Annotated in this window: 25 protein-coding genes; 18 read left to right on the top strand and 7 right to left on the bottom strand. The window is 69.7% G+C overall.

Going from position 1 to position 26,008, the window contains the following annotated elements:
* The first annotated feature begins 137 nt into the window (after positions 1–137).
* The 5 genes from QNA08_RS18205 to QNA08_RS18185 all read left to right on the top strand — a co-directional run bounded on the left by QNA08_RS18205 (position 138) and on the right by QNA08_RS18185 (position 4,009).
* Entirely contained in the window at positions 138–836 is a 699-nt protein-coding gene (locus QNA08_RS18205) for a response regulator transcription factor (protein WP_283742150.1), read from the top strand.
* Between the two features lie 48 nt (positions 837–884).
* Positions 885–2,702, top strand: coding sequence for a sensor histidine kinase (locus QNA08_RS18200; RefSeq protein WP_283742149.1), 1,818 nt, complete (start codon positions 885–887; stop codon positions 2,700–2,702).
* Positions 2,699–3,169, top strand: a complete 471-nt coding sequence (locus tag QNA08_RS18195; RefSeq protein ID WP_283742148.1) for an HPr kinase/phosphorylase — start codon at positions 2,699–2,701, stop codon at positions 3,167–3,169. Before QNA08_RS18200 ends, QNA08_RS18195 begins: the two co-directional genes overlap by 4 nt.
* Before the next feature lie 89 nt (positions 3,170–3,258).
* Complete coding sequence (locus QNA08_RS18190; RefSeq protein ID WP_283742147.1) at positions 3,259–3,660, top strand: PTS sugar transporter subunit IIA; 402 nt, start codon at positions 3,259–3,261, stop codon at positions 3,658–3,660.
* A gap of 13 nt (positions 3,661–3,673) precedes the next feature.
* The gene (locus tag QNA08_RS18185; RefSeq protein ID WP_283742146.1) at positions 3,674–4,009 is read left to right on the top strand and encodes an HPr family phosphocarrier protein; all 336 of its coding nucleotides are present in this window, start codon (positions 3,674–3,676) and stop codon (positions 4,007–4,009) included.
* A gap of 91 nt (positions 4,010–4,100) precedes the next feature.
* Here QNA08_RS18185 and QNA08_RS18180 read toward each other — a convergent pair whose 3' ends face one another.
* Complete coding sequence (locus QNA08_RS18180; RefSeq protein ID WP_283742145.1) at positions 4,101–5,156, bottom strand: histone deacetylase family protein; 1,056 nt, start codon at positions 5,154–5,156, stop codon at positions 4,101–4,103.
* Positions 5,157–5,325: 169 nt separating this feature from the next.
* Between QNA08_RS18180 and QNA08_RS18175 the strand changes: the two genes are divergently transcribed.
* From QNA08_RS18175 to QNA08_RS18125, 11 genes are all read left to right on the top strand, one after another.
* Positions 5,326–6,138 (top strand): LOG family protein, encoded by an 813-nt coding sequence (locus QNA08_RS18175; RefSeq protein ID WP_283742144.1) that lies wholly within the window; start codon positions 5,326–5,328, stop codon positions 6,136–6,138.
* Positions 6,139–6,217: 79 nt separating this feature from the next.
* Positions 6,218–7,006 carry a DeoR/GlpR family DNA-binding transcription regulator gene (locus tag QNA08_RS18170; RefSeq protein ID WP_283742143.1) on the top strand — a complete coding sequence of 263 codons (789 nt, stop codon included), beginning with the start codon at positions 6,218–6,220 and terminating at the stop codon, positions 7,004–7,006.
* A gap of 217 nt (positions 7,007–7,223) precedes the next feature.
* Positions 7,224–8,750 (top strand): glycerol-3-phosphate dehydrogenase, encoded by a 1,527-nt coding sequence (glpD, locus tag QNA08_RS18165; RefSeq protein WP_283742142.1) that lies wholly within the window; start codon positions 7,224–7,226, stop codon positions 8,748–8,750.
* A gap of 18 nt (positions 8,751–8,768) precedes the next feature.
* Positions 8,769–9,869, top strand: coding sequence for an ABC transporter ATP-binding protein (locus tag QNA08_RS18160; RefSeq protein WP_283742141.1), 1,101 nt, complete (start codon positions 8,769–8,771; stop codon positions 9,867–9,869).
* A gap of 14 nt (positions 9,870–9,883) precedes the next feature.
* Entirely contained in the window at positions 9,884–10,984 is a 1,101-nt protein-coding gene (locus QNA08_RS18155) for an ABC transporter ATP-binding protein (RefSeq protein ID WP_283742140.1), read from the top strand.
* Positions 10,985–10,998: 14 nt separating this feature from the next.
* Entirely contained in the window at positions 10,999–11,895 is an 897-nt protein-coding gene (locus tag QNA08_RS18150; RefSeq protein ID WP_283742139.1) for a carbohydrate ABC transporter permease, read from the top strand.
* Positions 11,892–12,689 (top strand): carbohydrate ABC transporter permease, encoded by a 798-nt coding sequence (locus QNA08_RS18145; protein ID WP_283742138.1) that lies wholly within the window; start codon positions 11,892–11,894, stop codon positions 12,687–12,689. Before QNA08_RS18150 ends, QNA08_RS18145 begins: the two co-directional genes overlap by 4 nt.
* Before the next feature lie 10 nt (positions 12,690–12,699).
* A complete protein-coding gene (locus tag QNA08_RS18140; protein ID WP_283742137.1) occupies positions 12,700–12,978 on the top strand; it encodes a DUF2160 domain-containing protein in 279 nt (92 codons plus the stop codon).
* A 95-nt stretch (positions 12,979–13,073) separates the two neighbouring features.
* Positions 13,074–14,831, top strand: a complete 1,758-nt coding sequence (locus QNA08_RS18135) for a type 2 periplasmic-binding domain-containing protein (RefSeq protein WP_283742136.1) — start codon at positions 13,074–13,076, stop codon at positions 14,829–14,831.
* Positions 14,832–15,137: 306 nt separating this feature from the next.
* Complete coding sequence (gene glpK, locus QNA08_RS18130; RefSeq protein WP_422679951.1) at positions 15,138–16,646, top strand: glycerol kinase GlpK; 1,509 nt, start codon at positions 15,138–15,140, stop codon at positions 16,644–16,646.
* A gap of 152 nt (positions 16,647–16,798) precedes the next feature.
* Entirely contained in the window at positions 16,799–17,587 is a 789-nt protein-coding gene (locus QNA08_RS18125; RefSeq protein WP_283742134.1) for a class II glutamine amidotransferase, read from the top strand.
* A gap of 43 nt (positions 17,588–17,630) precedes the next feature.
* Here the strand turns inward: QNA08_RS18125 and QNA08_RS18120 are convergent, their stop codons facing one another.
* Positions 17,631–18,191 (bottom strand): cysteine hydrolase family protein, encoded by a 561-nt coding sequence (locus tag QNA08_RS18120; protein ID WP_283742133.1) that lies wholly within the window; start codon positions 18,189–18,191, stop codon positions 17,631–17,633.
* 21 nt (positions 18,192–18,212) lie between these two features.
* On the bottom strand, positions 18,213–19,184 hold the full coding sequence (tal, locus tag QNA08_RS18115) for a transaldolase (protein WP_283742132.1): 972 nt from the start codon (positions 19,182–19,184) through the stop codon (positions 18,213–18,215).
* 262 nt (positions 19,185–19,446) lie between these two features.
* Here tal and QNA08_RS18110 point away from each other — a divergent pair, with 262 nt between their 5' ends.
* Together QNA08_RS18110 and QNA08_RS18105 are read left to right on the top strand one after the other, a co-directional pair.
* A complete protein-coding gene (locus QNA08_RS18110; protein WP_283742131.1) occupies positions 19,447–20,427 on the top strand; it encodes an ABC transporter substrate-binding protein in 981 nt (326 codons plus the stop codon).
* Between the two features lie 12 nt (positions 20,428–20,439).
* On the top strand, positions 20,440–22,287 hold the full coding sequence (locus QNA08_RS18105) for an ABC transporter permease (protein ID WP_283742130.1): 1,848 nt from the start codon (positions 20,440–20,442) through the stop codon (positions 22,285–22,287).
* Positions 22,288–22,360: 73 nt separating this feature from the next.
* Here QNA08_RS18105 and QNA08_RS18100 read toward each other — a convergent pair whose 3' ends face one another.
* From QNA08_RS18100 to QNA08_RS18085, 4 genes are all read right to left on the bottom strand, one after another.
* On the bottom strand, positions 22,361–23,404 hold the full coding sequence (locus QNA08_RS18100) for an ABC transporter ATP-binding protein (RefSeq protein ID WP_283742129.1): 1,044 nt from the start codon (positions 23,402–23,404) through the stop codon (positions 22,361–22,363).
* 134 nt (positions 23,405–23,538) lie between these two features.
* Positions 23,539–24,132: a cytochrome b gene (locus QNA08_RS18095; protein WP_283742128.1), complete on the bottom strand. Its 594-nt coding sequence runs from the start codon at positions 24,130–24,132 to the stop codon at positions 23,539–23,541.
* Between the two features lie 10 nt (positions 24,133–24,142).
* Complete coding sequence (locus tag QNA08_RS18090) at positions 24,143–24,712, bottom strand: YceI family protein (protein WP_283742127.1); 570 nt, start codon at positions 24,710–24,712, stop codon at positions 24,143–24,145.
* A gap of 77 nt (positions 24,713–24,789) precedes the next feature.
* Complete coding sequence (locus QNA08_RS18085; protein WP_283742126.1) at positions 24,790–25,692, bottom strand: LysR family transcriptional regulator; 903 nt, start codon at positions 25,690–25,692, stop codon at positions 24,790–24,792.
* Positions 25,693–26,008: the final 316 nt, after the last annotated feature.

Below are 26,008 nucleotides of genomic sequence, written 5' to 3'. Positions count from 1 at the left end.
GCTGAATGGCGGCAAGCGCCGGAAAGGACTACAGTTCCTTGCGCCGGCGCGGTCATATTTCGGCCTTGCTCGACCGCGAGGAACTGGCCGACAGCCATATACCCCGTTCTATTGGACTATCGAACGAGCGAAGAAGCATGCCGACCATCGCCCTCGTCGATGACGATCGCAACATCCTGACCTCCGTGTCGATCGCCCTGGAGGCGGAGGGCTATCGCATCCAGACCTACACGGACGGCGCTTCCGCGCTCGACGGCCTGAAGAACAACCCGCCCGACCTCGCCATCCTCGACATCAAGATGCCACGCATGGACGGCATGGAGCTCCTGCGTCGCCTGCGCCAGCGTACCGACATGCCGGTGATCTTCCTCACCTCCAAGGACGAGGAGATCGACGAGCTGTTCGGCCTCAAGATGGGCGCCGACGACTTCATCCGGAAGCCGTTCTCGCAGCGCCTGCTCGTCGAGCGCGTCAAGGCGGTGCTGCGCCGCGCGAGCCCGCGCGACCAGGCGGTGCCCCGCGAGGCCGACGCCAAGGCGCTGGAGCGCGGCCTGCTCAAGATGGATCCGGAGCGCCACACCTGCACGTGGAAGAACGAACCCGTGACGCTCACCGTCACCGAGTTCCTCATCCTGCAGGCGCTCGCCACGCGCCCGGGCGTGGTGAAGAGCCGCAACGCCCTCATGGACGCGGCCTACGACGATCAGGTCTATGTCGACGACCGCACCATCGACAGCCACATCAAGCGCCTGCGCAAGAAATTCAAGGCCGTTGACACGAGCTTCGACATGATCGAGACGCTCTATGGCGTCGGCTATCGCTTCAAGGAGGCGTAAGATCGACGCGGCGTCCATGTCGCGATGAACGATGCGCCGGTCGGGGCCATGTCCGTCGAACCGATCGATCAGAGCTCGTTCCCGGTCGAGGCCGACGGCGAGCACGTGGCGGAACGCTCGCCGGGCATCGGCGAGCGTGTGCGGCGCATTGCCCATGCCGTGTCGGCGCGGGCCTCGTCGAGCCTGACGCGGCGCATCGTCGTCCTCAATCTCGCCGGCCTCGTCGCGCTCCTGGTCGGTTTCCTCTATCTCAACCAGTTCCGCGCCGGCCTCATCGACGCGCGCGTGCAGAGCCTGCTCACCCAGGGCGAGATCATCGCGGGCGCGGTGGCAGCCTCCGCCACCGTCGAGACCGACACGATCACCATCGATCCCGACAAGCTCCTGCAGCTGCAGGCCGGCGAGAGCTCGGGCCTGTCCGACGATCTGTCGCCCCTCGAGTTCTCGATCAACCCCGAGCGCGTGGCGCCGGTGCTCCGCCGCCTCGTGACGCCGACGCGCACGCGCGCCCGCATTTACGACCGCGACGGCCTCCTGCTGCTCGACTCGCGCTCGCTCTATGCGCGTGGCGACATCCTGCGCTTCGACCTGCCGCCCTTGGCCAAGGAGGACAAGACGCTCGGCGAGCGCGTCTGGAACACGCTGAAGGGCCTCTTCTGGCGCTCGGCCCCGCCGCTCGCCGAGGAACTCGCGCCGACGATGGGCAAGGCCCTGCCCGAGGTGCAGCGGGCCCTGTCGGGCACGCCAGGCTCCATCGTACGCGTCAACGCGCGCGGCGAAACCATCGTGTCCGTGGCCGTGCCGATCCAGCGCTTCCGCACCGTGCGCGGCGCGCTCCTCCTGTCCACGCAGGGCGGGGACATCGACTCGATCATCGCCGCCGAGCGCTGGGCCATCATCCGCGTCTTCGCGGTCGCGGCGGCGGTCATGGTGGTGCTCTCCTTCCTGCTTGCGGGCACGATCGCCGGCCCGATGCGCCGGCTTGCCGAGGCCGCCGATCGCGTCCGCCGGGGCATCAAGTCGCGCCAGGAGATCCCGGACTTCACCGAGCGGTCCGATGAGATCGGCCACCTCTCGGGGGCGCTGCGCGACATGACGCGCGCCCTCTACAAGCGCATGGACGCGATCGAGAGCTTCGCCGCCGACGTGGCGCACGAGCTGAAGAACCCGCTCACGTCGCTGCGCAGCGCCGTGGAGACGCTGCCGCTCGCGCGGACCGAGGAGGCGCGCGCGCGGCTGCTCAGCGTCATCCAGCACGACGTGAAGCGCCTCGACCGGCTCATCAGCGATATCTCCGATGCCTCGCGCCTCGACGCCGAGCTCGCCCGCACCGACGCCGAGCCGGTGGAGATGCGCCGTCTCGCAGAGGCCGTGGTGTCCGTCGCGAACGAGGTGCGGCATCCCGATGCGCCGCTGACGCGCCTTGCCGTCGATCCGAGCGCCCTCGGCCGCGACGCCTTCCTCGTCATGGGTCACGACAGCCGTCTCGGGCAGGTGCTCAACAACCTGCTCGACAACGCGCGCTCCTTCTCGCCGCCCGGCGGCGAGGTGCGCGTGCGCCTGCGGCGCCTCAAGACCGACGTGGAGATCGCCGTCGAGGACGATGGGCCCGGCATCCCGGACCACGCACTCGAGCGCGTCTTCGAGCGCTTCTACACCGACCGGCCGGAGCAGGGCTTCGGGCAGAACTCAGGCCTCGGCCTGTCGATCTCGCGCCAGATCGTCGAGGCGCACCGCGGCCGCATCTGGGCGGAGAACCGGCTCGGGCCGGCGGGGGTCGAGGGGGAGCGGCCGGTGCTCGGCGCCCGTTTCGTCGTGCGGTTGCCGGCGGCGATGAATCCGGCGGCCGCGGGCGCAAGAACATGAGCGAGCCGGCAACCATTCACGCGACCTGCGTTCTCGTCGGCGAGGCGGGCATCCTCATCCGCGGCGCCTCCGGCACCGGCAAGTCGGTGCTGGCGCGGCGGCTGGTCGAGGAGGCCAGCCGGCAGGGACGCTTCGCCCGGCTCGTCGCCGACGACCGCGTGCGCCTCTTTCCCGGGGGAAGGCGGATCGTCGCCCGCCCGGTGCCGGCGATCGCCGGCATGTTCGAGCTGCGCGGCGTCGGCATCGTGCGCATGCCCTACGAGGCGGCTGCGGTGCTGCGCCTTGTCGTCGACTGTCTGACGGCGCTGCCCGAACGCATGCCCGAGGAAGAGGACATGGTGACCGACGTGGAAGGAATCGTGCTCCCGAGGCTCGCCGTGAGGGTCGACGAAAACGCGCATGGGCTCGTAATGTCCTACCTGGCGTTGCAAGAACCGTCCGGCGCCGAGGTTTGTATGGCTGAATGATGACCAAATGGTCGCAATGCCCTTGCACTCGGCGCCGCAATGCACAAAATGGCTGCTCCGCAGCAAGGGCAGTGCCCTCAGGTTCCTGAATGATCGGTCTTGTGCTGGTAACGCACGGCTGCCTGGCGACGGAATTCCGCGCCGCGCTGGAGCACGTGGTCGGACCCCAAAAGCAGATCGAGACGGTGACGATCGGTCCCGAGGACGACATGGAAAGTCGTCGGAAGGACATTGTCGATGCCGTCGGTCGTGTGGATAGCGGGGATGGCGTCGTCGTTCTCACCGACATGTTCGGCGGCACGCCATCGAACCTCGCCATCTCGGTGATGAACGGACGCAAGGTCGAGGTCGTCGCCGGCATCAACCTGCCCATGCTCATCAAGCTTGCGAGCGTGCGCGATGATAAGCCTCTCGAGGAGGCGGTCCTGCAGGCCCAGGAGGCCGGCCGCAAGTACATCAACGTCGCGAGCCGGGTGCTCGCGGGCAAGTGACGAACGGCAAGCGATGAACGAAATGCGCGTCTCCGCTCCCGTCGACGAGGACTGCCCGCCGGCGCCGGTCCCGGATGGTGCGCTCGCGCGCGAGCTTGCCATCATCAACCGCAAGGGCCTGCACGCCCGTGCGTCGGCCAAGTTTGTGCAGACGGTCGATCGCTTCGAGGCCGAGGTCCATGTCACCCGGTGCGGCGAGACGGTCGGAGGACGCTCGATCATGGGGCTTCTGACGCTCGCCGCCGCGCAGGGCACGACCATCACGGTCACCGCTCGGGGCGACGATGCCGAAGCCTGCATCGAGGCCATCACGGCGCTGCTCGCCGACCGCTTCGGCGAGGAGGAGTGAGCGACCCTCCCGGCTCCGGGCCCGGCCGCTCTTCGCAGTCCCGCACGCATCAAGGCTGGCGCCGAAGCGCCGCGGAGTGTCCCTCGCCCCGTCAGGCGCCCGCGGCGGCGCGGAAGGCCGCAACGAAGGCCGGCGCAGCCTCGGCCACGGCGGCCAGCGAATAGCCCCCCTCCTGCACGATCAGCGTCGGCAGCCCGAGCTTGCCCCAGATCTCCCCGAGGCGCGGATAGGCATCGGTGGTGACGCCGAGGCGCGACAGCGGGTCCTCCCGATGCGCATCCCAGCCGGCTGAGATCACAAGTGCCTCGGCCCCGTGCGCCTGCACCGCCAGCGCGAGCCGCGTATTGGCGTCGAGGAAGGCGTCGTCACCCGCGCCGGGCGCGAGCGGCAGGTTGAGGTTTGCGCACTCCCCGTCGCCGAAGCCCGTTTCGTCGGCGTAGCCGGCATGATGCGGGTAATAGTCGGACGGGTCGGTGTGCACCGAGCCGTAGAATACATCGGCCCGTCGGTAGAAGATCGCCTGCGTGCCGTCGCCGTGATGGGTGTCGAAATCGACGATCGCCACGCGGCGAAAGGCCTGGCGCAGCACCTCGGCGGCAATCGCGGCGTTGTTCAGGTAGCAGAAGCCGGCGGAGCGGTCGGCATAGGCGTGATGGCCGGGCGGCCGGCAGAGCGCAAAGGCGGCTCGCTCGCCCGCGAGCACGGCCTCCGCCCCGGCTATCCCCGTCTGCGCCGAGGCGTACGCCGACGCCCAGGTGTCGGCCGTCATGGCGCAGGACATGCCGCTCAGGTACCAGCCCGCCCGACCGATGATGCCCTTCGGCCGCGCCGGACCGCGCTCGGCGAAATCGGCGCCGGCGCCGCGGTAGGGGCTGACGTTGGGCAGGACCTCCGGGCCCGCGCCGGGCAGCTCCATGAAGCGGGCATAGGCCTCCTCGAGGAAGGTGACGTAGTGGGCGGCATGGACGGCGAGGATCGGCGCGCGGCCAGCGTCGCGCGGCGTGGCGCGTTCCAGGCCGAGGCGGTCGAGGGCATCGAGGAGCGTCGTGGCGCGATCGGGGTTCTCGAAGGGGTCCACGATGCGTCCGTGCACCATGTATTGCCGCGGCCGATGCGCGAGCTGGGCCTGGTCGAAGAAGAGTTTCATGTCGTCCCCTGTCGAATCGCCTCGCGCCCGAGCCTATCAGGCGCCTGCGCGTGCCGCCGCGCGCCGCGTGCCGGCCGGCCATTCGCCGGCGCCTCTCGACAGGGCGCCCGCGCCCGGCCTATCTGCCCTTCGACGGCGGGCGTCGCCAGCCTGGTGCGGGAGATGCGGAATGGACGATCGGGACAATACCGCCCAGAAGACGTCGCGGTCCTACAGCCTGCCGGCACTCGACCAGGAGTTCCTCCTCGGCGACTCGATGCGCGGTGTGCGCTTCCTCCTCGAATATGCCAAGGCGGAGGAGCATCTGCGGCACTGGGGCATCCGCTCCACCATCGTCGTCTTCGGCTCGGCGCGCGTGCGGCCACTCGGGGCGGGTCCCTACCCGGACGACGCTGCCGACGATCCGCGCGCGGCCGAGCGGCGCGCCCGCGAGGCCCGCTGGTACGAAGAGGCGCGGCGCTTCGCCCGTATCGCCTCCGAGCGCGGCGGCGCGCTCAACCACAACCACGATGGCACGCGCGAGAACGTCATCGCCACCGGCGGCGGACCGGGTATCATGGAGGCGGCCAACCGCGGCGCCTGGGAGGCGGGCGCGCCATCCATCGGCTTCAACATCACCCTGCCGCACGAGCAGGAGCCGAATCCGTACTCGACGCCGGAACTCACCTTCCGCTTCCATTACTTCGCCATGCGCAAGATGCATCTCGCCATGCGCGCGGCGGCCCTCGTGGTCTTCCCTGGCGGCTTCGGCACGCTCGACGAACTCTTCGAACTCCTCACCCTGCAGCAGACCGGCAAGGCACCCGACCTGCCGGTCGTGCTCTTCGACAAGGCCTACTGGACGCGCATCATCGACTTCGAGGCGCTGGCGGAGGCGGGCATGATCGCCCCCCGCGACCTCGCGCTCTTCGCCTTTGCCGACGAGGCGGAGGAGGCCTGGGCAAGCCTGATCGCGCAGGGGCTGCGGATGCCGGCGACATGAGCGGACGGACGGTCTTCGCTTCGCATCGGGCCCGTGGCAAAGTGAAAGTGCGACGCAACGAAAACGAAAGCGAAGGGCGATGAACGAACTCATCTCGGCGCGTCAACAGGAGATCCTGAGCATCGCCCGCGCCCAGGGGCGTGTGAGCGTCGATGACCTTGCCGTCCGCTTCGAGGTCACGCCGCAGACGATCCGCAAGGATCTGAACGACCTGTGCGAGCGCCGACTGATGTCGCGCGTGCACGGCGGCGCCGTGGTCGCCTCGGGTGTCGAGAACGTCGCCTACGAGGCGCGGCGCTTCATCGCCCAGCCCGAGAAGCGCGCCATCGGCGCGGCCGCGGCGCAGCTCATCCCCAACAGCGCCTCGCTCTTCATCAACATCGGCACGACGACGGAGGAGGTGGCGCGCGCGCTCACCGAGCACGAGGGCCTGCTCGTCATCACCAACAACCTCAACGTCGCGACGCTGCTCTACCGCCACCCGCGCATCGACGTCATCGTCGCCGGCGGACCCGTGCGCCGCTCGGACGGCGCGGTGATCGGCTCGGCGGCGGTCGAATTCGTGCGCCAGTTCAAGGTCGACTATGCCGTCATCGGCGCCTCGGCCATCGACGAGGACGGGGCGCTGCTCGACTTCGACTACCGCGAGGTGCGCGTGTCGCGCGCCATCATCGAGAACGCCCGGCGTGTGGTGCTCGTCGCCGACAAGCTCAAGCTTGAGCGCGCCGCGCCCGTGCGCATCGGTCATCTGTCGGAGATCGACGTCTTCGTCACCGACGCGCTCGCCTCCGCCCCCCTGCGCGAGCTGTGCCGCGAGCACGGCGTCGAAGTGGTCGAGGTCGGCACCAGCGAGGACGAATCCGCCTGAGACCTGCACATGGCGCTGGCCCCTTCGCCCGCCGGCATGGGACGCTTTCCCTGCGGCGGCCGTCCACGCGCCCGTCCGCCTTTCGTATGATTTTCGTTTCAACCCACTTGCTTGCGGTTTTTGCTTCGAATAGCGTCTCTCGACAACGAAAACGAAAGCCCGCGCGCCCGCACGGCGTGGACGGCGGCGCTGCCGGGAGTATCGCTCGGGGGTGTGAATGCATCAGGCGACCTACGACCTCGCCATCATCGGCGGCGGCGTCAACGGCTGCGGCATCGCGCGCGATGCCGCCGGGCGGGGCGCGTCGGTCGTGCTGTTCGAGCAGGGGGATTTCGCCAGCGCCACGTCCTCGGCCTCCACCAAGCTCATCCACGGCGGCCTGCGCTATCTCGAACACTACAAGTTCCGCCTGGTGCGCGAGGCGCTCATGGAGCGCGAGGTGCTGTGGAAGCTCGCGCCGCACATCATCCGGCCGCTGCGCTTCGTGCTGCCGCACCACAAAGGCCTGCGGCCGGCCTGGTTCCTGCGCCTCGGCCTTTTCCTGTATGACCACCTCGGCGGCCGCAAGCTCCTGCCGGGCACGAGGACGCTCGACCTCTCCCGCGATGCCGCCGGCCAGCCGCTGAAGCCCCTGTTCACCTGCGCCTTCGAATATTCCGATTGCTGGGTCGAGGACGCGCGGCTCGTCGTGCTCAACGCCCGGGACGCGGCCGAGCGCGGCGCCTCCATCCGCCCGCGCACCAGGGTCGTCGCGGCGGAGCGCGCCGGCGACCATTGGCGCATCACGGCCGAGCGGGCCGACGGGCGGCGCGAGACGGTGACGGCGCGCGTGATCGTCAATGCCGCGGGCCCCTGGGTGGGGCAGGTGCTGAGCGGGGTCGTGCGCGTCAATGCGCCGGCCGCCGTGCGCCTCGTCCAGGGCAGCCACATCGTGGTGCGCCGCATCTACGACCACGACCGCTGCTACATCTTCCAGAACGCCGACGGACGCATCGTCTTCGCCATCCCCTACGAGCGCGACTTCACGCTCATCGGCACGACCGACCGCGACTATTCCGGCGATCCGGCAGCGGTCGCGGCGAGCCCCGGAGAGATCGGCTACCTCTGCGCTGCGGCAAGCGAATATTTCAAGAAGCCGGTGACGCCGGACGACGTCGTCTGGACCTATTCCGGGGTGCGCCCCCTCTACGACGACGGCGCCTCCAAGGCTCAGGAGGCAACACGCGACTACGTTCTCGTGCTCGACTCGGACAACGGCGGCGCGCCGCTCATTTCCGTCTTCGGCGGCAAGATCACGACCTATCGGCGCCTCGCCGCGGCGGTGCTCGCCAAGCTCGAAGCTCATCTGCCGCCGCCGAAGGCGCCGGCCGACTGGACCGGAAAGGCGCCCCTGCCCGGCGGCGACTTCCCGCCGGACGGCATCGCCGCGCTCGTGGACCGGACGCTCGCCGCTCATCCCTATCTCGCGCGCGGCCATGCCGAGCGCCTGGTGCGCGCCTACGGCACGCGCGTGTCGCGCCTCCTCGATGGGGCGCGCGGCCCGCAGGACCTCGGCCGGGTCTTCGGCGCCGATCTCACCGAGCGCGAGGTGCGCTACCTGATGCGTGAGGAATGGGCTGCGACCGCCGCCGACGTCCTGTGGCGGCGCTCCAAGCTTGGCCTGCGCCTGTCGGCGGCCGAAAGCGCCGCGCTCGACGAATTCATGCAGAACGCGACGGCCGACGTCGCGTCGTCCGCAGCCTGACGAAGGGGACGCCACGACGTGAGCCTCGTTCTCGACAACGTGCGCAGGCAAGTCGGCGCGGAAGTGCATCTGCGCGACGTGTCGCTGACCCTCGAGAAGGGCACGCTCAACGTGCTCCTCGGCGCCACTCTCGCCGGCAAGACCTCCCTCATGCGCGTCATGGCCGGCCTCGACGCGCCGAGCGAGGGCCGGGTCGCGGTCGACGGGCGCGACGTCACCGGCCTGCCGGTGATCAAGCGCAATGTCGCCATGGTCTACCAGCAGTTCATCAATTATCCCTCGCTCACCGTCTACGAAAACATCGCCTCGCCGCTGCGCGTCGCCCGCCTGGCGAAGAGCGAGATCGACAAGCGCGTGAAGGAGGCGGCGAAGCTCCTCAAGCTCGAGCCCTATCTCGAGCGCACGCCTCTCGCGCTCTCCGGCGGGCAGCAGCAGCGCACGGCGATCGCCCGTGCCCTGGTGAAGCGGGCCGATCTCGTGCTGCTCGACGAGCCGCTCGCCAATCTCGACTACAAGCTGCGCGAGGAACTGCGCGAGGAGCTGCCGCGCATCTTCGCGGCTTCCGGCGCCATCTTCGTCTATGCCACGACCGAGCCCGCCGAGGCGCTCCTTCTCGGCGGCAACACGGCGACCCTCTTCGAAGGGCGCGTCACCCAGTTCGGCCCCACCCCCCAGGTCTATCGCCGACCGCACGACCTGACGACGGCGCAGGTGTTCTCCGACCCGCCGCTCAATACGCTCGGCGCGACGAAGGCCGATGGTCGGGTGACGCTCGACACGGGGGCCATCGTGCCGGCGGCCGGCGCCTTCGCCGCGGTGCCGGACGGGCGCTACACCGTGGGTTTCCGCGCCCACCACCTGATGCTCGATGCGGTCGAGGGGGCGTCGATCGCGCTCTCCGCCACCGTCTCGGTGGCCGAAATCACCGGCTCGGAGAGCTACGTCCATCTCGACGTCGCCGCCGACGGCGCGGCGCACCGCTTCGTTTCCCTGGTGCCGGGCGTGCGCCGTCTCGATCCCGAGATGCGCATCACGGCCCATCTCGATCCGCACCGCCTCTTCCTGTTCGACGCCGGCGGCAATCTCGCCGCTGCGCCGGACCTCGCCCGCGCCGCCTGAGGAGGGATGAGCCCATGGCCCGCATCGTCCTCGACGAGCTCGCCCATTCCTACAAGCCCGGCCCGAAAGGGCCGCAGGATTACGCGCTGAAGCGCATCGACCACGTGTGGCGACAGGGCGGCGCCTATGCCCTGCTCGGCCCGTCGGGCTGCGGCAAGACCACGCTCCTCAACATCATTTCCGGCCTCGTCGTGCCGACCGAGGGGCGCATCCTCTTCGACGACCGCGATGTGACGCGCCTGCCGACGGAGGCGCGCAACATCGCCCAGGTGTTCCAGTTCCCGGTCGTCTACGACACCATGACGGTGCGCGAGAATCTCGCCTTCCCGCTGAAGAACCGCAGGGTCGAGGCCTCCGTCGTGCGCCGGCGCGTGGAGGAGATCGCGCGCCTCCTCGGCCTGTCCCGCGTGCTCGACCGCCGGGCAAACAACCTGACCGCCGACATGAAGCAGAAGATCTCGCTCGGCCGTGGCCTTGTGCGCCCGGACGTGGCGGCGATCCTCTTCGACGAGCCGCTCACCGTCATCGACCCGCATCTGAAGTGGCAGCTCCGCTCGACGCTCAAGGAGATCCACCGCGAGCTCGACCTGACCATGATCTACGTGACCCACGACCAGACGGAGGCGCTGACCTTCGCCGACGAGGTCGTGGTCATGTACGACGGCGCCGTGGTGCAGACGGGCACGCCGGACGCGCTCTTCGAGCGGCCCGAGCACACCTTCGTCGGCCATTTCATCGGCTCGCCGGGCATGAACGTGCTGCCCTGCACCGTCGAGGGCACGACCGCCCGCGTCGACGGGCAGACGATCCCGCTCGCCGGCGCCTATCCCGACCTGCCGCAGGGACGGCGCATCGAGCTCGGCGTCAGGCCCGAGTTCACCACCCTCGCCGCCAAGGGCGCCGGGCTGCCCGTGCGCGTCAAGCGCATCGATGACCTCGGGCGCGTGCGCATCGCCCGTGTCGACCTCGGCGGACGTCCCTTCGCCGCGACCGTCCCCGAGGGCGTCGCCGTCGACGGCGATGAGGCCTCGGTCATCCTCGATCCGACGCGCGTGCACATCTATGCCGACGGCCACCTTGTCGCCGCCCTGCCGGCCGGCGCGACGGCGGCGTGAGGGAGGGCGGCCCCATGAACAAGACGGTCAATCAGAAGGCCTGGTTCCTCGTCCTGCCGGTCTTTGTCGTCGTCGCCTTCTCGGCCATCGTGCCGCTGATGACGGTGGTGAACTATTCCGTCCAGGATACCTTCGGCAACAACCAGTTCTTCTGGAACGGCGTCGGCTGGTTCCAGGAGCTCCTCGACCCGTCGACCGAGCTCGGCGGCCGCTTCTTCGACGCCCTGTGGCGCAACCTCGCCTTCTCGGCCGTCATTCTCGCCATCGAGATCCCCCTCGGCATCGTCGTGGCCTTGTCAATGCCGCGCCACGGCTGGACGGTGGCCTTCAGCCTCGTCGTCATGGCGCTGCCGCTGCTCATTCCGTGGAACGTCGTCGGCACCATCTGGCAGGTCTTCGCCCGCGGCGACATCGGCCTGCTCGGCTGGGTCGTGAACCACCTGGGCGTCGCCTACAACTACGTGCTCGACCCGGCCTCCGCCTGGATCACCATCGTCGTCATGGACGTGTGGCATTGGACGAGCCTCGTCGCGCTCCTGTGCTACGCCGGGCTGAAGTCGATCCCGGACGCCTATTACCAGGCGGCGCGCATCGACGGTGCCTCGCGGCTCGCCGTCTTCACCACCATCCAGCTTCCCAAGATGCGCCGCGTGCTGCTCATCGCCGTGCTCTTGCGCTTCATGGACTCCTTCATGATCTACACGGAGCCCTTCGTGCTCACGGGCGGCGGTCCGGGCAACGCCACGACCTACGTGTCGATCGACCTGGTCAAGCTGGCGCTCGGCCAGTTCGACCTCGGCAAGGCCGCCGCCATGTCCATCGTCTACAACCTCGTCATCCTCGCCGTGTGCTGGGTCTTCTACACGGTGATGGTCAATGCCGACGCCGAGAAGAAGGAGGTCGAGGCATGAGGGGCCGCGCCGTCGTCATGACGCTCTACCTCCTGTTCCTCCTGTTGCCGATCTACTGGCTCGTCAACATGAGCCTGAAGACGAACACGGAGATCACCTCGGGCCTGACGCTATGGCCCGAGACGATCACCTTCGATAACTACGTGAAGATCTTCACGGACGCGAGCTGGTACTCGGGCTACATCAACTCGCTCACCTACGTCGCCATCAACACCGTGCTGTCGATCTCGCTCGCGCTGCCGGCGGCCTACGCCTTCTCGCGCTACCGCTTTCTCGGCGACAAGCATCTGTTCTTCTGGCTCCTGTCGAACCGCATGGCGCCGCCGGCGGTCTTCGCCCTGCCATTCTTCAACCTCTATTCGGCCGTCGGCCTCTTCGACACGCCGTGGGCGGTGGCGCTCGCCCACTGCCTGTTCAACGTGCCGCTCGCTGTGTGGATCCTCGAGGGCTTCATGTCCGGCGTGCCGCGCGAGATCGACGAGACAGCGGCGATCGACGGCTATTCCTTCCCGCGCTTCTTCATCAAGATCTTCATGCCGCTGATTGCCTCAGGCATCGGGGTCGCAGCCTTCTTCTGCTTCATGTTCTCCTGGGTGGAGCTCCTGCTCGCCCGCACGCTGACGTCCGTCGACGCCAAACCCATCGCGGCGACGATGACGCGCACGGTTTCGGCCGCCGGAATGGACTGGGGCCTGCTCGCCGCCGCCGGGGTGCTGACCATCGTGCCGGGCGCGCTCGTGATCTGGTTCGTGCGCAACTACATCGCCAAGGGCTTTGCCCTCGGCCGGGTTTGAGGAGGGCGCCATGGACATCGCCTGGATGGCCTGGACCTGGCAGACGGCGGTCTTCTTCGCCGCCATCGCCGGCCTGCTCGCGCTCATGACGGTGCTCGCCCTCGTCAAGCCGGAGCGCGAGCGGGTCGGCGTGCTGCGCATCGCCACGACCCGCGGCGACCGCCTGTTCATCGCGCTGCTCGGCGCAGCCTTCATCAATCTCGCCTGGCTCGGCCTCGTTGGACCGAGCCTGTGGTGGGCACTCGGCCTCTCGCTCCTCTACGCCGCGGCGGTGTTCCGCTTCGTCTGAGGGGTGTCGGGAGGCCGGTCGCGAAGCTCTCCGGCGCGGCGCGCCGAAGGGAACGGCCGACGGGTCCCGCCGGGACCCATGAGGGAGGAAGAAGCATGGCACAGCCTATCGCACGCACGAGACTGCTCCTGACCGCGAGCGCGGCGGCGCTCGTCCTCGCCGCCGGCGCCGCCCGCGCCGACATCGAGGCCGCCAAGCGCTGGATCGACACGGAGTTCCAGCCCTCGACGCTCTCCAAGGAAGAGCAGCTCAAGGAGATGGAGTGGTTCATCAAGGCGGCGGAGCCCTTCAAGGGCATGGAGATCAACGTCGTCTCCGAGACGATCACCACGCATGAATACGAGGCGAAGACCCTCGCCAAGGCATTCAGCGAGATCACCGGCATCAAGCTGAAGCACGACCTCATCCAGGAGGGTGACGTCGTCGAGAAGATCCAGACCCAGATGCAGTCGGGCAAGAACATCTACGACGCCTGGGTCAATGATTCGGACCTCATCGGCACGCACTACCGCTACAACCAGGTGGTCAACCTGACGGACTGGATGGCGGGCGAGGGCAAGGCCGTGACGCTGCCGACGCTCGATGTCGATGACTTCATCGGCAAGTCCTTCACCACCGGCCCCGACGGCAAACTCTACCAGCTCCCCGACCAGCAGTTCGCCAATCTCTACTGGTTCCGCTACGACTGGTTCACCAACCCGGACATCAAGGCGAAGTTCAAGGCGAAATACGGCTACGAGCTCGGCGTGCCGGTCAACTGGTCGGCCTACGAGGACATCGCCGAGTTCTTCACGAACGACGTGAAGGAGATCGACGGCGTCAAGGTCTATGGCCACATGGACTACGGCAAGAAGGATCCCTCGCTCGGCTGGCGCTTCACCGATGCCTGGCTGTCAATGGCCGGCAACGGCGACAAGGGCCTGCCGAACGGCAAGCCGGTGGACGAGTGGGGCATCCGCATGGAGGGCTGCCGCCCGGTGGGCTCGTCCGTCGAGCGCGGCGGCGACACCAACGGCCCGGCCTCCGTCTATGCCATCACGAAATACATCGAGTGGCTGAAGAAATATGCCCCGCCGCAGGCGGCCGGCATGACCTTCTCCGAGTCGGGTCCGGTGCCGGCGCAGGGCAACATCGCCCAGCAGATCTTCTGGTACACCGCCTTCACGGCCGACATGGTGAAGGACGGCCTGCCGGTGGTGAACAAGGACGGTACGCCGAAGTGGCGCATGGCCCCCTCGCCGCACGGCTCCTACTGGAAGGACGGCATGAAGCTCGGGTACCAGGACGCCGGTTCTTGGACCCTTCTGAAGTCCACCCCGGTGGATCGGCGCAAGGCGGCCTGGCTCTACGCCCAGTTCGTCGTGTCGAAATCCGTCAGCCTGAAGAAGAGCCACGTCGGCCTCACCTTCATCCGCGAGAGCGACATCTGGCACAAGAGCTTCACCGAGCGGGCGCCCAAGCTCGGCGGCCTCGTCGAGTTCTACCGCTCGCCGGCGCGCGTGCAGTGGACGCCGACCGGCGTCAACGTGCCGGACTATCCGAAGCTCGCCCAGCTCTGGTGGCAGAACATCGGCGACGCCTCCTCGGGCGCCAAGACGCCGCAGCAGGCGATGGATGCGCTCGCCGCCGCGCAGGACTCGGTGCTCGAGCGCCTTGAGCGCGCCGGCGTCCAGGGCGAGTGCGGGCCGAAGCTCAACAAGAAGGAGACGGCCGAGGTCTGGTTCGAGCGGGTGAAGAAGGACGGCACGGTGGCGCCGCAGCCGAAGCTCGCCAACGAGAAGCCGAAGGGCGAGACCGTCGACTACGACACGCTCATCAAGAGCTGGCCGGCGAACCCGCCCAAGAAGAGCTGAGACGAAGGGGCAGCCGAGAGCCGGAGCGGCGCCGCCGGCGCCGCTTCCCGCGCAAGCCGGAAGGCATGAGGCTTGCGCAGGCCAGCAGACGGAACCCGGGCAGGCCCGGGTTCCCAGGACAGAGCGGGCCGTCGAAGTCGGAAGTTTCCGGCTTCGGTGCTCGACAGGGGCCGAACTCGGATGACCCGCGTTCGGCGGGCCCGCGCGAGGGGGCCTCTTCCGGCGCCGCCCCCTCACCCTTACCCTCTCCCCGCGCGGGGAGAGGGGCCTTACTTGCGCAGCATCCTGCTTCGACCTCCGAAGGACATGTCCGTGGCTTCCTTCCTCCTCGCCATCGACCAGGGCACCACCTCCTCGCGTGCCATCCTGTTCCGGCCCGACACGACGATCGCGGCCGTGGCGCAGCAGGAGTTCCCGCAGCATTTCCCGGCCTCGGGCTGGGTTGAGCACGAGCCCGAGGATCTGTGGCTGACGACGCTCGCCACCTGCCGCGACGCGCTGTCGCGGGCGGATGCGACGGCTGGCGACGTCGCCGCGATCGGCATCACCAACCAGCGCGAGACGACGATCGTTTGGGACCGGAAGACGGGCGAGGCGGTGCATCGCGCCATCGTCTGGCAGGACCGGCGCACGGCCGACCTGTGTGCCCGCCTCAAGGCCGAGGGCCGCGAGCCGATGGTCACGGCGCGCACCGGCCTTATCCTCGATCCCTATTTCTCCGGCACCAAGGTCGCCTGGATTCTCGACAACGTGCCAGGCGCGCGCGAGCGGGCCGAGCGCGGCGAGCTCGCCTTCGGCACGGTCGACAGCTACCTTCTGTGGCGTCTCACCGGCGGGCGGGTGCACGCCACCGACGCCACCAACGCCTCGCGTACACTGCTCTTCAACATCCACACCGGCGCCTGGGACGACGACCTCCTCAGCCTTCTCGGCGTGCCGCGAGCCCTCCTGCCGGAGGTGCGCGATTCCTCGGCGGATTTCGGCGAGACCGAGCCGGGCCTCTTCGGCGGCGCCATCGCCGTGCGCGGCATCGCCGGCGACCAGCAGGCGGCGACCGTCGGCCAGGCCTGCTTCGAGCCGGGCATGATGAAGTCGACCTACGGCACGGGCTGCTTCGCGCTCCTCAACACGGGCGACACCCCGGTCGCCTCCAGGAACAAGCTCCTCACCACCGTCGCCTATCAGCTCGGCGGCCGCCGCACCTATGCGCTCGAGGGCTCGATCTTCGTGGCGGGAGCGGCGGTGCAGTGGCTGCGCGACGGGCTCGGGGTCATCGAGAACGCCGCCGATACCGGCGCCTTCGCCGATGGCGCCGATCCGGCGCAGGAGGTCTATCTGGTGCCCGCCTTCGTCGGCCTCGGCGCCCCCCACTGGAACCCGGACGTGCGCGGTGCCCTCTTCGGCCTCACGCGCGGCACGGGGCCGAAGGAGCTGGCGCGCGCCGCGCTCGAGAGCGTCTGCTACCAGACGGCGGACCTTCTCGCCGCCATGCAGGCCGACTGGCCGCAGGGCTCGGAGACGGCGACGGTGCTGCGCGTCGATGGCGGCATGGTCGCCTCGGACTGGACCATGCAGCGGCTCGCGGATCTCCTCGCCGCCCCCGTCGACCGCCCGGTGGTGAAGGAGACGACGGCGCTGGGCGCCGCCTATCTCGCCGGGCTTGCGGCCGGCATCTTCCCGCCGCCCGAACAGTTCGCCGACCGCTGGCGGCTCGAGCGGCGTTTCACGCCGACCATGAGTGCCGCCACCCGCAACCGCAAGCTCGCGGGCTGGAACGATGCCGTGCGCCGCCTCCTTGCCCCGGTCTCCGCCTGACGGGCCGCCAGCCGACCCTTCTCGCCGGCGCGCGTTAACGGCTTGTTCAGCATGCCGGCGTGACTGTAGGAAGAGCATCGTGCGGCGGCCTCCGGGAGGTTCGCCGCGGTTCTCTCGCCGGCGTAGCCGAAGGCTCGGGCAAAGGCTCTGGCATGTGCCGCTTTCTCGCCTATCGGGGCGACCCGATCTTTCTTGAGGAGCTCGTCGCGGCTCCCTGCCATTCGCTCATCCACCAGTCGCTGCACGCCGTGGAGGCGAAGACCGAGACCAACGGCGACGGCTTCGGCATCGGCTGGTACGGCGAGCGCCCCGAGCCCGGCCTCTACCGCGAACTGCGGCCGGCCTGGTCGGACGAGAACCTGCGCTCCATCTGCGCCCAGGTGCGCTCGCATCTCTTCTTCGCGCATGTGCGCGCGGCGACCGGCACCGCGACGAGCCGGGCCAACTGCCATCCCTTCGCGCAGGGGCGCTTTCTCTTCATGCACAACGGCCAGGTGGGCGGCTATGCCGGCATCCGGCGGCGCATCGAGGCCATGATTCCCGACGCGCTCTATGCGACGCGCGCCGGCACGACGGATTCGGAGGCGATCTTCCTCGCAGCCCTCGCCAACGGCCTCGCCGATGAGCCGGTGGCCGCCATGGCCTGCACCCTCGGCGCCGTGAAGCGGCACATGCAGGAGACGGGCACCGACGAGCCCCTGCGCTTCACGGCGGCACTGACCGACGGCGAGCACCTGTGGGCCTTCCGCTGGGCCTGCGACGCCAAGCCCCCGACCCTCTACTTTCGCGAGACGCGCGACGCGCTTGTCGTCGTGTCGGAGCCGATCGACGGCAAGCGTGACGGCTGGCAGGAGGTGCCGAAGGGCTGCACGCTGGTGGCGCGCCGCGGCCGCGGCCTCTCCCTCGAATGCCTCAACGAGGCCATGGCGAGGGCCGCCTGATACCCGCTCCCGGGCTTTCGACGGTCCGTGCCGTCCGCTTCACTCAGGCGAAGCCGATGTCGGCGGCCGGGCGCACCGCGATTGTCGCCGCGCCCGCATCGAAACCGTCGAGCAGGGCGTTGTGGTGCGCGACGATCTGCTCGACGGTGAGCAAATCCGTGTCTGCCGTCGTGTGGCCGTCAGCGGCCAGGATGACGTCATAGCCGAGGCCGACGGCGCGCCGGCAGGTGGTGTCGACGCAGTACTGCGTCATGAGCCCGGCGACGACGAGCCGGCTGACGCCCAGCCGGCCAAGCTCCACCTGCAGCGTCGTGGCATGAAAGGCGTCGCAGGCCGTCTTGCGCACGACGACATCGTCCTCCCGGCGCGGCAGGTCGGGATGCAGCTCCCAGCCCGGCGTTCCGGCCGCGAGCCGATGACCGGGCGGGCCGGCGTGCTGCACGAAGACAATCGGCGCGCCGGATGTGCGCGCCCGCTCGACAAGGCCGCCGATGCGACCGCGCACCGCGGTGAACCGCTCCCCCACCGCCGGGCGTGCCGCCGCCGGAAGGGCGAGGATGTCCCGCTGCACGTCGATGACGAGCAATGCCGGCCGAGCCGCCATGTCCTGCCTCCGGCGCGGCGCTCAGGCCGCCTTCGCTTCCGCGAGACGTTGCCCGACGAGCGAGCGCAGGGCGCGCAGATCCTTGACGAAGAGGCGGATGCCCTCGGCAAGTTTCTCGGTCGCCATCGCGTCCTCGTTGAGGAGGAAGCGGAAGGACTTCTCGTCGAGCGCGAGTTTCGCCGGTGCGTCGCCGACCTTCGCCGGATCGAGCCGGCGCGGCAGGGCGCCCTCGTCCTTCGCCAGTTCATCGAGCAGGGCCGGACCGATCGTCAGCCGGTCGCAGCCGGCGAGCGCCTCGATCTCGCCCGTGTTGCGGAAGGAGGCCCCCATCACCACCGTCTGCACCCCGTGCGCCTTGTAATAGGCGTAGATGCTGCGCACGGAGAGGACGCCGGGGTCGGTCTCGGGCGTGTAGGGGCCGCCGCCGGCCTTGACGTGCCAGTCGAGGATGCGGCCGACGAAGGGCGAGATGAGGAAGGCCCCCGCATCGGCGCAGGCCGCCGCCTGGACGAGCGAGAAGAGCAGCGTCAGGTTGCAGTCGATGCCCTCGCGCTGCAGCACCTCCGCCGCGCGGATGCCCTCCCAGGTCGAGGCGACCTTGATGAGGATGCGCTCGCGCGGAACGCCACGCGCCTCATAGGCGGCGATCAGCGCCCGCGCCTTGGCGACCGTCGCCGCGGTGTCGAATGAGAGGTCGGCGTCCACTTCGGTGGAGACGCGACCTGGCACGATCCTGGCGAGTTCCGCCCCGAACGAGACGGCGAGGCGGTCGCACACCGCAGCCGCCACCGCCGCCGGCGTGCCGCCCTGGGCGCGGCCCCAGCGCACCGCCTCGTCGAGCAGATGCGCATAGGCCGGGTTCTCGACCGCCTTCAGGAGCAGTGTCGGATTCGTCGTGCAGTCCTGCGGCCCGAGACGGCGCACGGCCTCGATGTCGCCGGTGTCGGCAACGACGACGGTCATGGCGCGCAGTTGTTCGAGCTTCGAGGCCATCGGTGTTCTCCCGGGCGCAGGCGGTCTGGTCCCCGAGGGTTGGACCACGAAACGGCCGCCCCCATCAAGTGCCCCGGCTGCCGCAGGCCCTCCACGGGTGCTTGAGGAAATGTCACAGCCCCGTCACGCTGGCGCTCTAACCCCTCGCTCGGCTAGACCGTAGCCAAGCCGGAGCCAAGGCCGCTTCCCACCCCGCGGGCACACCTTGCGCCGGCGCGACGCCCCGCCCGGACCACCCTCCGCAAAGGCCAGGACCATCCGCATGAAGCGCCTGATCGCCGCCCTCGTCCTTTCGGCCGCATTGCCGACCGCCACGCTCGCCGAGGACGTTTCCGGCAAGCTCGTCGTCTACACGAGCCAGCCGAACACCGACGCCCAGCAGACGATCGACGCCTTCAAGGCAAAGCATCCGAAGGTGGAGGTGAGCTTCGTGCGCGACGGCACGCCGCGCGTCCTGGCGAAGCTTCGCGCCGAGTTCGAGGCCGGCCAGCCGCAGGCGGACGTGCTCCTCATCGCCGACAGCGTCACCATGGAGGGGCTGAAGAAGGAGGGCCGCCTCCTCGCGCACGGGGCCGCCGACGTCTCGGCCTATCCGGCCGGGACGCACGACCCCGAGAAGTTCTGGTTCGCGACGAAGCTCATCACCACGGGCATCGTCTACAATGCCAAGGCGTCCTTCCAGCCGACCTCCTGGCGCGACCTCACGAAACCGGAGGCCAGGGGTCAGGTGGTGATGCCGAGCCCGCTCAACTCGGGCGCGGCGCTCATCCACGCCGCGACGCTCACCGCCAATCTGCAGGAGGGCTGGGGCTATTACGAGAAGCTCAGGGACAACGGCGCGATGGCTGGTGGTGGCAACGGCGACGTGCTGAAGAGCGTCGCTGGCGGCGAAAAGCTCTACGGCGTCATCGTCGACTACATGCCCATCCGCGAGAAGGCGAAGGGTGCGCCAGTCGCTTTCGTCTTTCCCAAGGAGGGCGTGTCGGCCGTGACCGAACCCGTCGCCATCCTCACGTCGACGCGCAATCCGGCCGCCGCCCGGGCGTTCGTCGACTTCCTCCTGTCGCGGGAGGGCCAGGAGCTCGCGCTGAAGCAGGGCTACATCGCCGCCCATCCCGCCGTGGCGCTGCCGCCCGGCTATCCGGCGCGCGCCGAGATCAGGGTCCTCGCCTTCGACGCGGCCAGGGCGCTCGCCGACGAGACGAAGAACAAGAAGACCTTCGCCGACATCTTCGGCCAGTAATCCGCTCGCCCCATGCTGTCGCGCCGCCCTGCCGATTTCCCCCTGCCGGCCGAGCCCGTGCAGGCGCGGCGGACGCGGCGGCCCACGCCCACCGACCTGGGGACGCTCGCCGCCGCAGCCGCCGCGCGGGTCGAGGAGAGGCCGGCGGCGATCGCCGGGCCCCCGCGGCTGCGGCGGCCGCGCGACGGCGGAACCATCGGCCTCGCCCTGATCGCGACCGCTGTCGTCCTGTTCTCGGCGCTGCCCTTCGGCCGGCTGGCGCTGACGGCGCTTGCCCCCGGCGCCGCCTTCGATGCCGCCCCGGCAATCGCCGAGATCACGAGCCGCGCGGCGCTTGTCGCCACACGCCACAGCATCGAGACGAGCCTCCTTTCGGCCCTCGGCTCCCTGGTGCTCGGCACCGCGGTCGCGCTCGCCCTCGTGCTGACCGACATGCGGGGCAAGCGGGCCATCGCGTTCCTCTTCGTGCTCTCCATGATGATCGCGCCGCAGGTCACGGCACTCGCCTTCCTGACGCTGACCGGTCCCGCCTCACCGCTCGCCCAGGCGCTCGGCCTCGCGCCCGCACCCGGCTCGCCCAATCCGCTCCTCGGCCCGGCCGGCATCGTCGCCGTCATGGCGCTGCATCACGCCCCGCTCGTCTTCGTGACGCTCAGAGCGGGCTTGCGCGCGGTGCCGCGCGACTTCCTGGAGGCGGCGGCCACCGCCGGCGCGCCACCGCGGCGCGTACTGGCCACGGTGCTCCTGCCGCTCGCTGCGCCGCATCTCGTCGCAGCCGGCGGCCTCGCCTTCGTCGCCTCGGTCGGCAATTTCGGCATCCCGGCGCTCCTCGGCATGCCGGCCAACTATCTCACCCTGCCAACGCTCATCTACCGCCGCCTGTCGAGCTTCGGCCCCTCCGTCATCGCCGACGTCGCCGCGCTGTCGCTCGTCGTGGCGCTCGTCGCCGCGCTCGGCGTCGCGGTCAGCACCGTCGCGTTGCGCCGCCGTCCGGCCCGCTACGCCGCCGCCGTGTCTATCGACGGCTTCTTCCGCCTCGGCCGGCGGCGCCTTCTCGTCGAGGCGGGGCTGTGGCTCGTCGTGGCCACCGCGCTCCTGCTGCCGCTCTCGGCTCTCGCCGCAGCCGCGCTCGTGCCGACCTACGGCGTACCGCTGTCGCTCAAGAGCCTGACCCTCGCCAATTTCGGCGAGGTGCTCCTCCGCCAGGACGTGACGGTGCGGGCGTTCCGCAATTCCTTCCTCCTTGCCGGCGCCGCCGCCCTTCTCCTCGCGCTCGCCGCCGTCCCCCTCGCCCACGCGCTCGACCGCGCGGCGGGGCGGCTGCGGCGGCCCCTGGAGGCGATGCTCGAGATCCCCTATGCCCTGCCGGGTGTCGTGCTCGCCATCGCGCTCATTCTCGTCTTCCTGAAGCCGCTGCCCCTCGCCGGCATCAGCCTCTACGGCACACCCTTCCTCATCCTCTTCGCCTATTGCGCGCGCTTCCTGCCCATGGCGCTCAAGGCGCCGGCGGCGGCCGTGGCGCAGATGCCGGCCGAACTCGAGGAGGCCGCGCGCGTCTGCGGCGCGCGCTTTGCGCGCCGGCTCACCACGATCGTGGCGCCGGCGGCGGCACCCGCCGCCGTGGCGGGCGGGCTCCTCGTCTTCCTCACCGCCTTCAACGAACTCACCGTCTCGGCGCTCCTGTGGTCGTCGGGCACGGAGACGCTGGGGGTCGCCCTCTACAGCCTGGAAGAGGCAGGGCTCGCGAGCCAGGCCGCGGCCATCGCGCTCACGGCGGTCGCCGTGGTGGCGGCAATCATGCTCGGGCTCGACCGGGCGGCCCGGCACATGCCGCGCGGCGTGCTGCCCTGGCGGGCCTAGATCACGGTGAGCTGGAGCGGGACGGGACCGAAGACCGGTTCCGGCGCTTCCTCATCCCGGTCAGGGCCTCCGTTCAGATCGCCGGAACCACCCAGGCGTCGGTGACGGCAAGGTCGAGCCGGTCCCCCTCGCGCGGCGCGGCGGGCAGGGCGAGCATGAGGCTCTGCCCGTCGTGCAAGGTGGCTTCGACCGCCCATGCGGGGCCGCGGTAGGTGGCGCCCCTCACCACGGCCGCGAGCGGTCCGCCGAGCATGACGTTCTCCGGACGCACCAGCAGCTTGACGGCGCCGGGACGGGTGCCGGCGGGGGCGCGCACCATGAGTTCCGCGCCGGCGAGGCGCACGGGCAGGCGCCCGGCTTCGACCGGACTGCGCGTCACGGCGTCGAGGATGCGTCCCTCGCCGACGAAGCGGGCGACGGCCTCGGTGGCCGGGGCGGCATAGATCGCCTGCGGTGCGCCGAGCTGGGCGAGCCGCCCCCCGTCGAGCACGGCGATGTGGGTCGCCAGCGCCAGCGCCTCGGCCTGGTCGTGCGTGACGTAGACGAAGGTGCGCCCGGTATCGCGGTGCAGGCGGCGGAAGCTCGCGAGCATGGCCGCGCGCAGATGCACGTCGAGATTGGCGAGCGGCTCGTCGCAGAGGACAAGGGGGGCCTCCTGTACCAGTGCCCGGGCGAGGGCCACGCGCTGGCGCTGCCCGCCGGACAGCGCCTCCGGCCGCCGCTCTCCGTAGCCTGCGAGCCCGACCACGTGCAGTGCCTCGGCCACCCGCCCGGCCACCTCCGACTTCGGCCGGCGCGCGGTGGCGAGCGGATAGGCGACGTTCTCCGCGACCGTCATGTGCGGCCACAGGGCATAGGACTGGAAGACCATGGCCACCTGCCGCTCCTCCGGCGGCACCTGCGCCTCGGCCGTCGCCACGGTGCGGGCGCCGAAGCGGACGACGCCGCGCGTCGGTGCCTCGAAGCCGGCGATGAGGCGCAGGATCGTCGTCTTGCCGCAGCCCGACGGCCCAAGGAGGGCGAGGAAGGCGCCCTCCGGCACCGCGAGGCTCACGTCGTCGAGGGCGATCGACGTCCCGAAATGTTTCGACACCCCGTCGAGGGCGATGGCGGTCATGGGGTTTCCCACGGCGTTGGGAGGTTCGGGCAGGAGGCGTGGACCGGGGTCCGCCGACGATCGCGGCATCCCGATCGTGCGGTTCCCTTGAGCATTCTTCGGTGACGCCCTCATGACAGGAGATCCGCCGGCGCTCAATCCCGGCTGTGTCGGGCAGGCAGCATGCGCCGGAGCACGTCGTCGCGGTCCCGGAAATGGTGCTTGAGCGCGCCCGCGACGTGCAGCGCCAGCGCGGCGACGAGGAGGTCCGACAGGATCACGTGCAGAAGCCGCAGGCGCGCGAAGAGCACGGGGCCGGGCGGCACCAGGTCCGGCATGGCGAAGAGGTTGAACGGACGCGTCGGCAGCCTGAGCGGCGAGGCCGAGGCCATGAGCCAGCCGCTGACCGGCAGGGCGACGAGCAGGACGTAGAGGGCGGCGTGCACGATGCGCGCCAGCCGTCGCTCGAGGGGACGCATCGAGGCCGGCGGCGCCGGCACCTGGTCGAAGCCCCGCCAGGCGAGGCGCGCGAGCACGAGCATGAGCGCAAGCAGGCCGTAGGACTTGTGCGCCTGATAGAGCTCGAATGTCGTGGCGAGATCGAAGCGCCATCGAGTCATGACGAAGCCGACGACGAGAAGGCCGACGACGAGAAGGGCCGAGATCCAGTGGAAGGCCTGGGCGATCGGCCCCCAGCGACTGCCCGATCCGCGCAACCGCTCCCCGATCGGCCTCACCCGGGCGTGCATCGGCCCCTCCTCATTCCGCCTGCGCTTCGGTCGCGACCCAGATCGCCACCACGTCGGAGACGAGGGGCTGGCCGGAGATCATGCCGAACTCCGAGCGGTGGATGGTCCCCTTGGCGAGAAAGCCGAGAATCTGACGCCCGCCGCGCCCGCGCCGCTCCACCGTGACGGTGAAGGTGGCGGGCCGCGTCACGCCGAGGAGCGTCATGTCCCCGGTGACACGCACCGTGCGCTCGTCGAGCTTCTCCACGGCCGTGGAGCTGAAGGAGATCGTCGGGTACTTGGCCGCGTCGAGGAAGACGGGACTCTTGATGTAGTCGTCGAGGCTGCGTGACTGGGTATCGAGCGAGGCGGCGGCCACCTTGAAGGCGACGCGGCTGCGTGCCGGCACATCGAAGTCGACAGTGAGCCGTCCCTCGAAGGAGCGGAACTCCCCGCGCGTGACGGGAAAGCCTGTCGCCGCGATCTCGAAACCGACATGCGTGCGCGACGGGTCGATGACGAATACCGTCCGCGCGCCGGCGGCGGCTGCGAAACCGAGAAGTGAGACGAGCAAAGCAAGACATCCGACGAGACGCGGCATCGTCCCTGTCTCCACCTGCCCAGCCCCTGCGTCTGTCCGTCAATCCAAGACACCCAGGGGAACCCGATTATTCCCTTTCACCCGCCGGGCATGAGGATATGGCGCGCGCTCTTCGCCTCGCGCACCAGGAAATCGACGGTGGCGCGCACGCGGGCGACGTCCCGCAGGTCGGCATGGACGATGAGCCAGAAGGAGCGCACGAGCGACACCTGCTCGCGCAGCACCGGCATCAGCCGCGCGTCGCCCGCGGCCATGAAGTCCGGCAGCACGCAGATGCCCGCGCCCGCGACCGCGGCGTTCATCTGGGCGACGATGTTCGAGCTCTGCACGCGGGCGCGCAGGCCCTTGGCGACCTCGTCGAGGTAGTCGAGCTCGGGGGCGAAGATGAGATCGTCGATGTAGCCGATGACCTGATGGTCGAAGAGGTCGTCCGCCGTCTCGAGCCGGGGTGCGTGGGCGAGATAGCCCTCGGTGGCATAGAGGCTCAGCCGATAGTCGCAAAGCTTGCGCGCGACGATCTTGCCCTCCTTCGGCGGATTGAGGGAAATGGCGATGTCGGCCTCGCGCTTCGACAGCGACAGGAGGCGCGGCATGGCGACGAGCTGGATCTCGAGGTCGGGATAGCGCTCGGCCAGGAGGCCGATGCGTGGCGCCAGGAAGAAGGTGCCGAAGCCGTCGGGTGCACCGATGCGCACCGTGCCCGAGAGCGCGAGGTCCGCCCCGCCGATCTCGCTCTGGGCAGCGAGCGCCTCGCTCTCGATGGTCTCGGCCTTGGTCAGGAGCCGCTCGCCGTGCTCGGTGAGGGCATAGCCCTGCGGCCGGCGCTCGAAGAGCTTGGCCTTCAGCGCGTCCTCGAGCGCGGTGATGCGGCGCGAGACCGTGGCATGGTCAGCGCCGAGCCGGCGCGCCGCGACCGTGAGCCTGCCCGCGCGGGCGACGGCGAGGAAGAAACGAAGGTCGTCCCAGTCGAAGCGGTTCATGCTACGCTCACTCGTCGGTTTGGCATATGCGCACGGCTCAGCCTCGAAATGTCCTATAGTCGTGCACTTATGGCAATGATACCTGAGACGAAGACGCGATCGCGGCCTTGCGGTGACAGGACACCGCTTCACCATGGGTCGGATCGCGACCTGTTGACTTGGGAACCTCCCGCCAACCGGCATTGAGTTGGCGAAACGGTCCCCCAAGACGACCCGGCGGAGGAGACGTCATGCGCACTATTGGTCATTTCATTGGCGGTCGTGAGGTTCCCGGATCGTCCGGCCGCTACGGCGACGTCTTCGAGCCCATGACGGG

The organism is Chelatococcus albus (genome assembly GCF_030067675.1).
GTDB lineage: Bacteria > Pseudomonadota > Alphaproteobacteria > Rhizobiales > Beijerinckiaceae > Chelatococcus_A > Chelatococcus_A albus.
Note: the sequence above shows the minus strand (reverse complement) of the source record. Positions and strands in the feature narration are given on the sequence as shown.